This is a genomic window from Streptomyces sp. NPDC002004, assembly GCF_053593975.1.
On record NZ_JBSFDP010000015.1, the window covers coordinates 111,795 to 124,539 of the forward strand.

The 12,745-nt window shown below is 71.9% G+C and carries 10 protein-coding genes; 4 read left to right on the forward strand and 6 right to left on the reverse strand.

Annotated elements, in window-relative coordinates; translation table 11 throughout:
- Nucleotides 1-13 precede the first annotated feature (13 nt).
- Complete coding sequence (locus ACWCP6_RS22660) at nt 14-1,438, reverse strand: DUF4192 domain-containing protein (protein WP_450934345.1); 1,425 nt, start codon at nt 1,436-1,438, stop codon at nt 14-16.
- Between the two features lie 775 nt (nt 1,439-2,213).
- Here ACWCP6_RS22660 and ACWCP6_RS22665 point away from each other — a divergent pair.
- From ACWCP6_RS22665 to ACWCP6_RS22675, 3 genes are all read left to right on the forward strand, one after another.
- Nucleotides 2,214-3,173: a D-2-hydroxyacid dehydrogenase family protein gene (locus ACWCP6_RS22665; RefSeq protein WP_450934308.1), complete on the forward strand. Its 960-nt coding sequence runs from the start codon at nt 2,214-2,216 to the stop codon at nt 3,171-3,173.
- A 371-nt stretch (nt 3,174-3,544) separates the two neighbouring features.
- Nucleotides 3,545-5,716, forward strand: a complete 2,172-nt coding sequence (locus ACWCP6_RS22670; protein ID WP_450934309.1) for a RecQ family ATP-dependent DNA helicase — start codon at nt 3,545-3,547, stop codon at nt 5,714-5,716.
- A gap of 416 nt (nt 5,717-6,132) precedes the next feature.
- Nucleotides 6,133-6,768, forward strand: a complete 636-nt coding sequence (locus ACWCP6_RS22675) for a hypothetical protein (RefSeq protein ID WP_450934310.1) — start codon at nt 6,133-6,135, stop codon at nt 6,766-6,768.
- 186 nt (nt 6,769-6,954) lie between these two features.
- On the opposite strand, the gene ACWCP6_RS22680 is transcribed toward ACWCP6_RS22675, so the two are convergent.
- The 3 genes from ACWCP6_RS22680 to ACWCP6_RS22690 all read right to left on the reverse strand — a co-directional run bounded on the left by ACWCP6_RS22680 (nt 6,955) and on the right by ACWCP6_RS22690 (nt 9,247).
- Nucleotides 6,955-7,599 carry a hypothetical protein gene (locus ACWCP6_RS22680; protein ID WP_450934311.1) on the reverse strand — a complete coding sequence of 215 codons (645 nt, stop codon included), beginning with the start codon at nt 7,597-7,599 and terminating at the stop codon, nt 6,955-6,957.
- A gap of 68 nt (nt 7,600-7,667) precedes the next feature.
- Nucleotides 7,668-8,369 (reverse strand): ribonuclease HII, encoded by a 702-nt coding sequence (locus tag ACWCP6_RS22685; RefSeq protein WP_450934312.1) that lies wholly within the window; start codon nt 8,367-8,369, stop codon nt 7,668-7,670.
- A gap of 188 nt (nt 8,370-8,557) precedes the next feature.
- Nucleotides 8,558-9,247, reverse strand: coding sequence for a TetR/AcrR family transcriptional regulator (locus ACWCP6_RS22690; RefSeq protein ID WP_450934313.1), 690 nt, complete (start codon nt 9,245-9,247; stop codon nt 8,558-8,560).
- A gap of 160 nt (nt 9,248-9,407) precedes the next feature.
- On the opposite strand from ACWCP6_RS22690, the gene ACWCP6_RS22695 reads away from it, so the two are divergent.
- On the forward strand, nt 9,408-10,955 hold the full coding sequence (locus tag ACWCP6_RS22695; protein WP_450934314.1) for an MFS transporter: 1,548 nt from the start codon (nt 9,408-9,410) through the stop codon (nt 10,953-10,955).
- A 184-nt stretch (nt 10,956-11,139) separates the two neighbouring features.
- Here ACWCP6_RS22695 and ACWCP6_RS22700 read toward each other — a convergent pair whose 3' ends face one another.
- Nucleotides 11,140-12,063: an ADP-ribosylglycohydrolase family protein gene (locus tag ACWCP6_RS22700; RefSeq protein ID WP_450934315.1), complete on the reverse strand. Its 924-nt coding sequence runs from the start codon at nt 12,061-12,063 to the stop codon at nt 11,140-11,142.
- A 12-nt stretch (nt 12,064-12,075) separates the two neighbouring features.
- Complete coding sequence (locus tag ACWCP6_RS22705; RefSeq protein WP_450934316.1) at nt 12,076-12,735, reverse strand: histidine phosphatase family protein; 660 nt, start codon at nt 12,733-12,735, stop codon at nt 12,076-12,078.
- Between the last annotated feature and the right edge of the window lie 10 nt (nt 12,736-12,745).

The following is a 12,745-nucleotide window of genomic DNA, read 5'->3' on the forward strand; positions in this document are numbered from 1 at the left end:
AGCCCACGCCAGGTCACGCCCGCGTCCTGGTGTGACCGGGGCGTCGCCGCGTCGGCGGTCGCCTCCGGGGAGCGTCCTTCGCCGTATTCCTGTTGCCCTGTGGCCCCCGCGCGCCTTCGCCGCTGATCGGCCGGGGCCTGCGCCGCCGAGTCGGCCGGCCTTCCCCGGAGACGGACCGATCGTGGTCGCCGGGACCGGCCGGGCCGGCCAGGGGCTGATCCGGTGACGTGCCTGCGGCAGCCGGTTCGGCCGGGGCCTCGGGAGCGGGAGGGATCCCGGAAGCGGCTCGGTCGGCGTCCCCCGGCCGCAGGCATCGCCTGATCGCCTCCGGGTCGAGACCGTCGTTGCACGCTTCGTGCAGGAGCCGGGCGAAGAGGTATGCAGGGTCCGCGCCGAGCGCCATGGCCAGGGCCTCGCGTGCCTCGAGTTCGTCCCCGCATGACCAGGCGACCCAGCCCGCCAGCGTGAGCGGCGGCGCCGCGAACTCGCCGTAGGGACCGACGCACCGCCGCGCCAGTGTGCGCCACAATCGCAGGGCCGGACCGGCGTCGTCGCCTTCCATCCACTCGGCCGCACGGTCACGCGTCATACGGTCCTGGAGGCCGAGGATCAGTGCGGCTGCTTCGTCGTGCGCGACGAGCCGGTCGTCCCGCCGGTCCGCCTCGCGTGTGCCGCCGACCGGTGGTACCGCCGCCAGCCGCGCCATGATCCGGCCCGCAAGCCCGATGGTCTCGTCGCCGACGACGGAACTCTGGGTGCTGTCCAGCATTCGCGGTACGAGCGTCGAACCGGCAGCGTCCAGCGCGGCCTTCTGACCGGTTGCGGCAGCCGGCTCCCAGGGACTGAGCCGACGGCGGAAGTCCTTCAGCGAGCCCCGCACCTGGAGCCCCGCGTAGGTGGCCGCCGCCGCGAGGACGGAGGTGCCGGGCAGCCCCATGGGCATCCCTGCCGGAGGGCAGCACCGCTCACCGGGGCAGCAGTAGGACCAGAACCGGCCGTCGGAGATGCACAACGCCTCGATGACCGGAACGTCCAGACTGCCGCATGCGATACGCAGCAGCTGGGCCAGCGGGCGAAGGCGCTCCATGACCTGTTGTCCGGATTCCGCATCGGCCGGGTCCTGACAGAGGAAGGCGACGACGGCCTCCGGCCTGCTTCCCGCACGGCGTTCGCCCACCGTCACGAGGCAGCGCGCGAGCTCTTCCGCGACGGACGGCCAGTCCTCGTCGCGTGCGGGGATCCCGAGTCTGGCCCGGGCTCCGAACCGTCCCTGCCCGCTGCGGTCGTGCACGGCGACGAGCACGATGCTGTCCTCGGGCCGGTACCCGAGCAAGTACGGCAGGGCATCGGCGAGTTCCCCGGCCGAGCGCAGAGTGATCTGTTCCGCCCCGGACGCCCCGGCGTCCTGGCCACGGGGGTTCGGTTCCTCCTCGGGCATCCGCCGATGGACAGGTACGTGGGCGCCGGCGCTGAACAAGGGAACGGCCACGCCTTTGTCCGGTGCGGGCTCGGTACCGGTGTAGCCGTGCACCCGGGGCTCCGACCCGGTGCTGGGGGACTCGGCCCCGGCGCTGGCGAACTCGGTCCCGGCGCGCTCCGGAGCCAGGGCCTCTGCCGGGTCCTCGACCCGTGGGTCCGCCGCCTCTGGGTCCGAGCCCGCCGGACGTGCCGCGAGTTCAGGGCGAGCCTCGGAGTGCTCCTCCCCCTCGCGGCGGCAGGCAGCTTCCATGTCGTCGCCGTGACCGAGCGGCCCGGCGGCTTCGCTGTGATTCGTCATGCGGCGACGATCGCGCGGAATCATGGATTCCGGTTGCCCCTGTGGACAAGTCAAGTCAGGGACACGACAGGAGTTTTCCACAGCTTCCGGCCCTCGGTCGCACGATGCCGGCTCCAGCGGGTTCCATGGACGGCATGAGCGGCGGGCGCCATGGACTGTGCGGGAGGGGGCGGGCCGCACTCGACATGATCACGCTGGCCCGCGGGGCGGGTCCGCGGTCCTTGCTCGGCCGCAGGACCCGGGGTGCCTCGGCGTGACGGTCTTGGCCACCTCGCCCCACTCGCCGACCGTCCTGATCTCGACGGCCCTCCCGGTCTGCTCGACGATCCGTTCTCCGGTGCCGTGATCGACCGAGGCAGGATCGTGCTTCCGGGCGGCCCGGGGCTGAATGCCCGCGCCCATGACCACAGCGACTCCGGTTTGGGAGAGAACTGACATGCAATACCGCTGCGCCGTACTCGACGACTTCCAGAACGCCGCCATGGTGTCCGCCGACTGGTCTCCCCTGGCGGACCAGGTGGAGGTCGTGACCTTCTCGGAGCACTTCGGCACCGAGGACGAACTGGCCGCCGCCCTTGCGGACTTCGACGTCGTCGTCACCCTGCGCGAGCGGGTTCCCTTCCCGGGCTCCCTCCTCGCGCGTCTGCCCCGGCTGAAGCTGCTGATCGCCTCCGGGATGCGCAACTCCGTGATCGACTACGCCGCTGCGAGGACGCACGACGTGACCGTGTGCGGTACGGCCAGCTCATCGACCCCGCCCCTGGAACTGACCTGGGCGCTGCTGCTCGGCCTCGCCCGCGGCATCGTCGAGGAGAACAACGCCCTGCGCGGCGGCGGCCCCTGGCAGAGCACCGTGGGTGCCGACCTGCACGGCCGGCGCCTCGGCCTTCTCGGACTCGGCAAGATCGGCAGCCGCGTCGCCCAGGTCGGCCTCGCCTTCGGCATGGAGGTCACTGCCTGGAGCCAGAACCTCACCAAGGAGCGCGCCGACGAGGTCGGCGTGCGGCTGGCCCCGTCCAAGGAGGAGCTCCTCGTGGACAGCGACTTCGTCTCCGTGCATCTCGCGCTCGGCGACCGCACGCGCGGTCTGCTCGGCGCCGCCGAACTCGCCCTCCTCAAGCCGACCGCCTATCTGATCAACACCTCCCGGGCCGCGATCGTGGACCAGGCGGCGCTGCTCGACGCACTGCACGAGGGCCGGATCGCCGGTGCCGGAGTCGATGTCTTCGACGTCGAGCCGCTGCCCGCCGACCACCCGATGCGCACCGCCCCGCGCCTGCTGGCCACGCCGCACCTGGGCTATGTGAGCCGGGCCAACTACGAGCGCTACTACGGCCAGGCCGTCGAGGACATCCGGGCCTGGCTCGACGGCTCACCCGTTCGCGTCCTCGGCTGACCGCCGCGTCGGCAGGGCCCGGCCTCCCGGGCCCGGCCGGCGCGGCGCAGGCCCCGGCTCGCACATCCGCGCCACGCCCGTGCCCTTGGCCCATGTCCGTCCTGCATCCGATCGGAGAGCACACCATGAGCACACCCCGCCGCATGATGAAACCCGGCGTCTTCCTTCCCGCGCCGGGCCACCGCATCGCCGCGCCGACGCCCCGGGCTTTCCGGCCGAGTGGCACTCCGCGAGCGGGCGCGACGACCCACCCCCGGACCCTCGGCCCGCCGACACTTCCACCGAGCCCCGGGCCCTCGGCTCACCGGCCGGAGCCGGGTCGCCCCTCGCCCATTTGCCCGGCCCCCGCCCCCGTCCTGTTGTATGGGGGCATGGAGCACAAGCCGAACCAGGACCTCCGCGCCGCGGCGGACGGGATCCTCGCCCAGCTCGTCGGGGACACGACCGGCCGGGCCCGGCTGCGCGAGGACCAGTGGCGGGCGATCGAGGCCCTGGTCGCCGACAAGCGCAGGGCCCTGGTCGTGCAGCGCACCGGATGGGGCAAGTCCGCGGTGTACTTCGTCGCCACCGCGCTGCTGCGCGCCCGGGGCAGCGGCCCGACCGTGATCGTCTCGCCGCTGCTCGCGCTCATGCGGAACCAGGTGGAGGCGGCGGCGCGGGCCGGAATCCACGCCCGCACCATCAACTCCTCCAACACCGAGGACTGGGAGACCATCCAGGCCGAGGTCTCGGCGGGCGAGGTCGATGTGCTGCTGGTGAGTCCCGAGCGGCTCAACAACCCCGACTTCCGCGACCAGGTGCTGCCCGAGCTCGCCGCGGCGACGGGCCTGCTGGTCGTGGACGAGGCCCACTGCATCTCCGACTGGGGCCACGACTTCCGTCCCGACTACCGACGGCTGCGCACCATGCTCGCCGACCTCCCGTCCGGCGTGCCGGTGCTTGCCACCACGGCCACCGCCAACGCCCGGGTGACCGCCGACGTCGCCGAGCAGCTGGGCACGGGGAGCGGTTCGGACGCACTGGTGCTGCGCGGCCGGCTCGACCGGGACAGCCTCAGCCTCGCCGTGCTGGACCTCCCCGACGCTGCGCACCGGCTGGCCTGGCTCGCCGATCACCTCGACGAGCTGCCCGGCTCCGGAATCATCTACACGCTGACCGTCGCGGCCGCCGAGGAGGTCACGTCGTATCTGCGGCGGCGCGGCCACACCGTCGCCTCGTACACCGGCAAGACGGAGAACGCGGACCGGCAGCAGGCCGAGGCGGACCTGCTCGCCAACCGGGTCAAGGCCCTGGTCGCCACCTCCGCGCTCGGCATGGGCTTCGACAAGCCCGACCTCGGCTTCGTGGTCCACCTCGGTTCGCCCTCCTCGCCCATCGCCTACTACCAGCAGGTCGGCCGCGCCGGCCGTGGCGTCGAACACGCGGAGGTGCTCCTGCTGCCCGGTCGCGAGGACCAGGCGATCTGGGACTACTTCACCTCCGTGGCCTTTCCGCCCGAGGAACTGGTCCGCCGCACGCTGGACGTCCTCGCCCATGCGGACCGGCCGCTCTCGCTGCCGGCGCTCGAACCGCTCGTGGAGCTGCGCCGCTCACGGCTGGAGACCATGCTGAAGGTCCTGGACGTGGACGGCGCAGTTCGCCGGGTGAAGGGCGGATGGATCACCACGGGCGCTGCCTGGGTGTACGACACCGAGCGGTACGCCTGGGTGGCCAAGCAGCGGGAGGCCGAGCAGCAGGCGATGCGCGAGTACGCCGCAACCGGCGACTGCCGGATGGAGTTCCTGCAACGCCAGCTGGACGACGAGGCTGCCGCGCCCTGCGGCCGGTGCGACAATTGTGCAGGCGCCCGGTTCGTCCCCGATGTGTCGTCCACCGCACTCGGTGGTGCGCAGCACGAGCTGAAGCGCAGCGGGGTCGACGTCGAACCGCGCAAGATGTGGCCGACCGGGATGAGCGCGGTCGGCATCGACCTCAAGGGCCGTATCCCGACGGGCGAACAGGCGCAGCCGGGGCGCGCCCTCGGCAGGCTTTCCGACATTGGCTGGGGCAACCGGCTGCGGCCGATGCTCGCGCCGGGTGCGCCGGACGGCCCGGTGCCCGACGACGTCCTCGGCGCCGTCGTGGAGGTGCTTGCCGAATGGGCCAAGGGTCCGGGCGGCTGGGCCACGGGTGAGCCGGGGGCGCCGGCCCGGCCGGCCGGTGTGGTGACCATGCCGTCCCGCACCCGCCCGCAGCTGATCCAGGCCCTGGGTGCCCGTATCGCCGAGATCGGTCGTCTGCCGCTGCTGGGCTCACTGTCCTACGCCGAGGGGACGGGCCATCGACCGGCGCCCCGTTCCAACAGCGCACAGCGGTTGCGTGCCCTCAGCGGGGCGCTCGAGGCACCCCCCTCGCTCGTGGAGGCGCTGCGCGACGCCGACGGGCCCGTCCTGCTGGTCGACGACGCCACCGAGACCGGCTGGACCCTCGCGGTGGCGGCGCGGGTCCTGCGCCGGGCGGGAGCGTCGGGTGTGCTGCCGCTGGTGCTCGCCGTGCAGAGTTGATCCGTCCCGCTCGGGGCGGCCCGCACTCACGGCTCACAGCCCACGGCTCACGGCTCGCGGCTCACGGCTCACGGCTCACGGCTCACGGCTCACGGCTCACGGCTCACAGCCCACGGTTGACGCCTCAGCAGACGTCGGCGTCCGGCCAAATCCGCCCCGGAGAACGGGAATCCGATTTTCCTTCCCTCCCCGCGCGGTGGGCATGCGTCGCACGGCGGCAACCTGGGCAGGGATATAGACGGCGCATCGCCTGATTCCGGTCGACGGTCTCAATTGCTCGTTGCCGCGATCCTGCGCGGCGGGAAGAATTGGACCAGCTCCCCTGCGGCTCGCCGAGGTCTGGTAGGGCTGCGCCGTGGTGCGCTCCCAAGCCCGACCCCTGCCCTCAGTGTGGGCGTGTAGCCGAAGGGAGGACCGTGACCTTCGGATTCGCTGCGTCCAAGGCGGCGTCGATGACCGCGTCGTCGACGTCCGACTCATCCGTCGACTCCGCCAACCGACTCGCCCGGATGCTCGAACCTGCGGAATGGGCGGCCGCGGGCATCCCGCTGCTGCGCAACCCGCGCGAGGTCGTCACCGACCTCCACTCGCGGCATCGCCCCTCGGCGATGACCGCCGTGGTGGCCGTGCTCGACCCCGATGAGCGGCTCAGGGCGAGCGCCTCGTTCAGTCGGCGTGCCTACGCGGTGGACGGCTGGGCGTTCCGGAACGCGCTGCTGGCCCAGCTGCGCCGGGTCATCCCGCACGATCTGCGGCGGCGCACTCCGGTGCGTACGGCCGTGCTGCTCTACTGCCGTGACGGGGACGCGCGTTGGACGGAGGAGGACGGAGCCTGGATGTGGGGGCTGCGTGACGCATGCACACTGCACGGGCTGCGCTGCGGTGCGTACATCACGCTGACCCGTGACGGCTGGCAGGTCCTCGGCGAGGGACGCGGAGGGCGCCGGCCGAGCGCACTGTCGTCGCCGGAACCCCTGGCAGGTGGCGAGCCACCACGGCCACGTACCGGAGGCGTCGCCTCCGAGGTACTGCGCCGCGCGGCCGCCCGCTGACCCGCCGCCCAGGGAACGTTCTGCCGATGGCGCCGGGCCCACGGAGTCCGGCACGCGCAGCTGTCGCGTTGCAGACGCGCGGCACGAAAGCCCCCTGACACACCTCAGGGGGCGCGGTGGTCACCGCACCCCTCTCGAGACGTGCACGGCAGACACGCGGGGCAGGACCCCGCGTGGCTGCCGAAGTCAGACCCCCGCGCCCAGCACCGAGTTGGTCCGCTGCGGGTCGCCGCAGACGATCAGCAGAGCACCGGCCTTGGTCAGGGCCAGTGGCAGGGCGGTGCCGGTGGTTCCGTCGTCCCCGTTGACCGCGACGACGACCACGGAGCGGGGCGCGGCACGGCCGACGGCTGCGGCGTCGGCGTAGAAGATGTCGTCGCCCGCATCGTGCTGAGCCCAGTAGGCGGCCTCTCCGAAGGAGAGTTCGTGGGCCGCCCAGGGGTGCGGCTCGCCCGTGGTGATCACCAGGATGTCACCGGGTGCACGGCCCGAGTCGAGCAGCAGGTCGACGGCCTCTTCGGCGGCGTCGAGCGCTCCCTCGGCAGAGGCCGGGATGAGCTGGACCTGCGGCTTCGCGGACGAAGCGGCCGGGGCGGGGACGGTCGGCTCGGCCGGGGCGGGCGGCCCCGGCTTGGTGGCGTTCGCCTCGCGCGGCGTGCGCTGCGCGGGAGGCATCGGCCGGACAGGACCCGGGCGGCCGGGACGCGGCGGAGCCGCGGGGCGGGGTCCGGGTACGGGGCGGGGGGTCGGCGCGCTGCGGCCGCTGGCCGGAGTGGCGCGGGGACCCTGGGCACTCTCGTGAATCTGAGGCTCCTCGGGAATGAGAGGCATGAGCTGATATTTATCAAACGCCGGTGCGACACGCGTCAGCGGGTGGCACACAAGTGCGACCGGAATCGTCAGAAATCAAAACCGAGCTGGCCCTCGATTTCCGGAACGACGCCGTCCGCCCAGCTGCGGGCCTTCTTGAGGTGCCGCCACTGGGGCAGCCCATCAAGATACGCCCATGACAACCGGTGATAGGGGGTGGGGCCCCACTTCTCCAGTGCGGCCTTGTGCACCGGCGAGGGATAGCCGGCGTTGGCCACGAAGTCGAAGTCTGCATGGTCGATGCCCAGTTCGGCCATCATTTTGTCGCGACGGACCTTGGCGATCACCGATGCCGCAGCAACGGCCACGCAGGAACGGTCACCCTTGATCACCGTACGGACCTGCCAGGGGGCCCCGAGATAGTTGTGCTTCCCGTCGAGGATGACCGCGTCCGGACGGACCGGAAGGCCCTCCAGGGCGCGTACGGCGGCGAGCCGCAGTGCGGCCGTCATCCCCTGTCCGTCGATCTCCTCCGGCGAGGCGTGACCGAGGGCGTACGCCGTGACCCAGCCCTCCAGCACACCCGCCAGCTCGGTACGGCGCTTGGGGGTGAGGAGTTTGGAGTCGGTGAGACCCTCGGGCGGCCGGCGCAGACCGGTGATCGCCGCGCAGACCGTGACCGGACCCGCCCATGCACCGCGTCCCACTTCGTCGATTCCGGCGATGATCTTCGCTCCGGTGGTGGCTCGCAGGGAGCGCTCGACGGTGTGGGTGGGAGGTACGTACGGCATGGCGCAGCTAGCCTACGACGCCGGACGGGCCGTGCGACACCCCCGCCCCTGGTGCAGGCAGGGTTCGGCCGGTTCCGCCCCCTGGCAGCCGCTCGGCCGGCATCTCTCCGTGCACGCACCCCCGGCCTTCCCGCGCACGCACCCCCGGCCTTCCCGTGCGGGAGCGCCGGCCCTCGCGTGCAGGCGCGTCAGCCCCCCACGCGGGAGGCGCGGCCCTTCCGTGCCGCGGCCCCGGCCTCCCGCCCGCGCGGGCCCCGGTCCTCGTGCGGCCCGAGGAGCGGAACCATCACCTGATCGATCATCTGCTCCAAATCGGTCTCGCCCCATTCGCTGCCGCACACTTTGGCGCGGTACATCATCATCGCCGGAATCACGTCGTAGACATACGCGCTCTCGGCACAGGAACGCACTTCGCCGCGCTCGATTCCGCGGCGCACCACGTCCTTGATGAGCTCCACGGTCGGCTGTACGACACCTTCGACGATCACGGCATGGAAGCGCTCCGCCGTGGCCGTATCGCATTCGTGAAGTACGGAGCGAAGGGCGAAACCGGGGCGCGAGTACATGGCGTCGCGGACCTGCCGGCACAGGGCCAGCAGGTCCGCCCGGACGGTGCCGCAGTCCGGGGCACCGTCGAGCTGCGGCAGCCCGGACTGGAGTGCGTCGGCGACGAGGTCCTCCTTGGAGGGCCACCGCCGGTAGACGGCGGCCTTTCCGGTCTGGGCGCCCGCGGCCACGCCTTCCATCGTGAGGCCGCTCCAGCCGACCGTACTGAGCTGCTCCAGCGCCGAGTCGAGGATCGCGCGTTCGAGCACGGCGCCACGGCGGCGTGGGGATGCCCCTTGAGCGGGGGCGGCCGTCCAGCGCGAAGTATCCATCAGCTTCTCTCCGTTGAGCGGTTGTGCGGGGCGTACGGAATCGGAGTCCGCACGTCCGGAAGTGACTTCAGTGAACGGTTGCGTTCACTGTCGTTGACTCACTACCGTTGACGTCGCAGTGAACGGGATCGTTCACTATCGCAGTCGCGGGGGATCCATCATGACGACCTCTCAGTTAATTAAGGATCAACGGCCCGAAGAGGCCCGCCGGGAGGGGCGCCCCGGCATCGCTCTCGCCGTCATCGCAGCCTGCCAACTCATGGTGGTACTCGATGCGACGATTGTGAACATCGCGCTCCCGCACATTCAGGACGCATTGAAGTTCTCGACCACGGATCTCACCTGGGTCGTCAGCGCGTACACGCTCACCTTCGGCGGCCTGCTGCTGCTCGGCGGGCGCGCCGGTGACATCCTCGGCCGCCGCCGCGTCTTCATGACGGGCATCCTGCTCTTCACACTGGCCTCGCTGCTGGGCGGCCTGGCCCAGGAACCCTGGCAGTTGCTGGCCGCGCGCGCCCTGCAGGGCGTCGGTGGCGCGATCGCGTCGCCCACGGCGCTGGCACTCATCACGACGACGTTCCCCGAGGGTCCGGAGCGCAATCGGGCCTTCGGCGTGTTCGCGGCGGTCTCCGCCGGCGGTGGCGCCATCGGGCTGCTGACGGGCGGCATGCTCACCGAGTGGCTGGACTGGCGCTGGGTGCTCTTCGTGAACGTCCCCATCGGTGTCCTGATCGCCGTCCTGGCCCCGCTGTACATATCCGAGTCGGAGCGCCATCCCGGGCGCTTCGACATCGCGGGTGCGCTCACCTCGACGGCGGGCATGGCCTCGCTGGTGTACGGCTTCATCCGTGCCGCCGAGGAGGGCTGGCGGGACTCGCTCACGCTGGGCTCGTTCGGCGCCGCCGTGGTGCTGCTCCTCGCCTTCGCCGCGGTCGAGAGCCGGGCCAGGGAGCCGATCACCCCGCTCCGGATGTTCGCCGACCGCAACCGCTCCGGCACCTATCTGATCATGCTGAGCCTGGCGGCCGCGATGTTCGGCATGTTCTTCTTCATCGTCCTGTTCGTTCAGAACGTGCTGGGCTACACACCGATCGAGGCGGGCCTCGCCTTCCTGCCGGTGACGGCCGCGATCGTGACCGGTGCGGGTCTGTCGCAGCGGCTGCTGCCGGTGCTGGGGCCCAAGCCGTTCATGGTCACCGGCTCAACGCTCGTGGTGGTGGGTCTGGGCTGGCTGACGTTGATCAGCCCGGACAGTTCGTACGTCGGCGGGGTGCTCGGCCCGATGCTGCTGTTCGGGTTCGGTATGGGCCTGAACTTCGTGACCCTGACACTCACCGCGGTGTCCGGTGTCGCGCAGCACGAAGCGGGCGCGGCCTCCGGTCTGCTCAACGCGATGCAGCAGGTGGGCGGCTCGCTGGGACTGTCGATCCTGACCACGGTGTTCGGCACGGCCGGCCGCGACGAGGCGAAGAAGCAGCTGCCCGACTTCCTGGCGCACGCCTCGCCCGAGCAGCAGGCCGCGTTCGCCAAGAAGCACGAGCTGCCCGCGCCTTGGGGCCACGACGTGCTGGCCCACGGCATCGCCACGGCCTTCGTACCGGCCGTCGCGATGGCGGTGCTTGCGCTGGCCACGGCGGCCGTGGTGATCCGGGTCCGCAAGAGCGACCTGGAGGCGCTGGCCGGCACCGCGGGTCCCGCGGGGGGCTGACATCCGGCCTCGCGGAACGCACGGGGGTCGTTCCACGAGTCGGAGATGCCGGTGGTCGTGTGCCCGGGTTTGAGCTCTGGGCATGCGACCACCGGCGGCACAACGGTCGCCACGGTCGCCGAGGGCATCGGCACACCGGAGCGTGGTCGCGGAATCCGCCGGGCCGACGCCCCGGCGTCGGTCTCTAGGCGCCGGTCCGCAGTGCCGGCATCCACTCCGGCAGCGGCTCGGTGCGTTCGGACCACTGCTCGGGCGGCGCCCCGGCCGGGTCGGATGCGACCACACCGCCCACGATCGCGCAGGTCGTGTCCACGTCCCCGCCGACCCTGGCCGTCCCCCAGAAGGCGCCCTCGTAGTCGCCGAGACTGCGTGCCGCGGACCAGAGGGCGAACGGCACGGTGTCATGGGCGCTGGTGCGGCGGCCGCAGCCGAGCACCGCGGCGACGGTGGTCGCGTCGCCGTAGTCGAGCATGTCCCGGGCCCGGCGGAGTCCGGCACCCACGGCGCTGCGCGGCACGAGCGCGATCACGCCGTCGAGCAGGTCCTCCGCGGTGGGCGGGCCCGCGGGGTTGGCCACCAGCGCTGCCGCGGCCGCGACGGCCATCGCCCCGACCACCGCCTCGCGGTGCTGGTGCGTGGGGTAGGCGGAGATCTCCGCCTGGTGCGTCGCCTGCTCGGGGTCGTCCGCGTACCAGGCGCCCAGCGGTGCGATCCGCATCGCGGCGCCATTGCCCCACGAGCCCTGGCCCTTGAACAGCGCCGAGGCGAGTTCGCGCCAGTCGCCGCCCTCGCGCACGAGCCGCAGCAGCCGGTTCACGGCCGGCCCGTAGCCGCGGTCGAAGTCGTGGTGCTCGGCGAAGGACAGCGCGAGCGCGTCCTGGTCGATGCGGTGGTGTGCGGCGAGGACCGAGACGACGGAGCAGGCCATCTCCGTGTCGTCGGTCCACTGCCAGACACCGGTGGGTGTCTCGCGCCGCTTGAGCAGCGGGAAGTGCGCCGGTACGAAGAACTGCGAGCCCAGCGCGTCCCCCACGGCCAGTCCACGCAGGCTGGCCAGGGCACGGTCCAGGCGTCGGTCGTAATGATCGGGAGCGGAGTCAGAGGTCATCGCACTGCCACCTTATCCGGTGACGTCGTAGCGCTCCGGCCTGCGCCAGCGGTCGAAGGGCCGGTCCAGGGTGTACTTGCCGTTCGGACCGAGCTCCAGCATGCGGATCTCCCCGTTCCCCGGGTTCGACAGGCACTCGAAGACCGCGACCGACCAGTGGAACCAGCGCATGCAGAACAGCCGCATGGTGATGCCGTGGGTGACCAGCAGGACGTTCGGCGGATGGTCGGGCGCCTCGAAGCTGCGGTAGAGGCTCTCCAGGAACGCGCCGACCCGGTCGTAGACGTCCGCGCCCGACTCGCCCTGGGCGAAGCGGTAGAAGAAGTGCCCGTAGGTGTCCCGGTACGACTTCTGCTGCACCACGTCGTCCCGGTCCTGCCAGTTCCCCCAGTCCTGCTCCCGCAGGCGCGGCTCCTCCCGGACCCGTACGAGCTCCGGGTCGAGGCGGAAGGCGCGGTACGTCTGCAGCGTGCGGCGGTAGGGCGAGACGTAGACGCTGACGCGTTCCCTGCCGAACAGCTCGCGCAGCCGTACGCCCGCCGCCTCCGCCTGGAACCAGCCGCGCTCGGTCAGCTCCAGCGCGTGGTCGGGCACCCGCTCGTACACGGTGTCATCGGCGTTCCCCACCGACTCTCCGTGCCGGACGAGGACGATGCGCCGTGGTCGTGCCATGGGGCCACCA

What these genes read in the sequence shown, in the direction of transcription:
- ACWCP6_RS22680 (WP_450934311.1), bottom strand. Translation starts at nt 7,599, where the DNA reads ATGCCTCTCATTCCCGAGGAGCCTCAGATTCACGAGAGTGCCCAGGGT.
- ACWCP6_RS22660 (WP_450934345.1), bottom strand. Translation starts at nt 1,438, where the DNA reads ATGCCCGAGGAGGAACCGAACCCCCGTGGCCAGGACGCCGGGGCGTCC.
- ACWCP6_RS22690 (WP_450934313.1), bottom strand. Translation starts at nt 9,247, where the DNA reads ATGGATACTTCGCGCTGGACGGCCGCCCCCGCTCAAGGGGCATCCCCA.
- ACWCP6_RS22665 (WP_450934308.1), top strand. Translation starts at nt 2,214, where the DNA reads ATGCAATACCGCTGCGCCGTACTCGACGACTTCCAGAACGCCGCCATG.
- ACWCP6_RS22695 (WP_450934314.1), top strand. Translation starts at nt 9,408, where the DNA reads ATGACGACCTCTCAGTTAATTAAGGATCAACGGCCCGAAGAGGCCCGC.
- ACWCP6_RS22700 (WP_450934315.1), bottom strand. Translation starts at nt 12,063, where the DNA reads ATGACCTCTGACTCCGCTCCCGATCATTACGACCGACGCCTGGACCGT.
- ACWCP6_RS22670 (WP_450934309.1), top strand. Translation starts at nt 3,545, where the DNA reads ATGGAGCACAAGCCGAACCAGGACCTCCGCGCCGCGGCGGACGGGATC.
- ACWCP6_RS22705 (WP_450934316.1), bottom strand. Translation starts at nt 12,735, where the DNA reads ATGGCACGACCACGGCGCATCGTCCTCGTCCGGCACGGAGAGTCGGTG.
- ACWCP6_RS22685 (WP_450934312.1), bottom strand. Translation starts at nt 8,369, where the DNA reads ATGCCGTACGTACCTCCCACCCACACCGTCGAGCGCTCCCTGCGAGCC.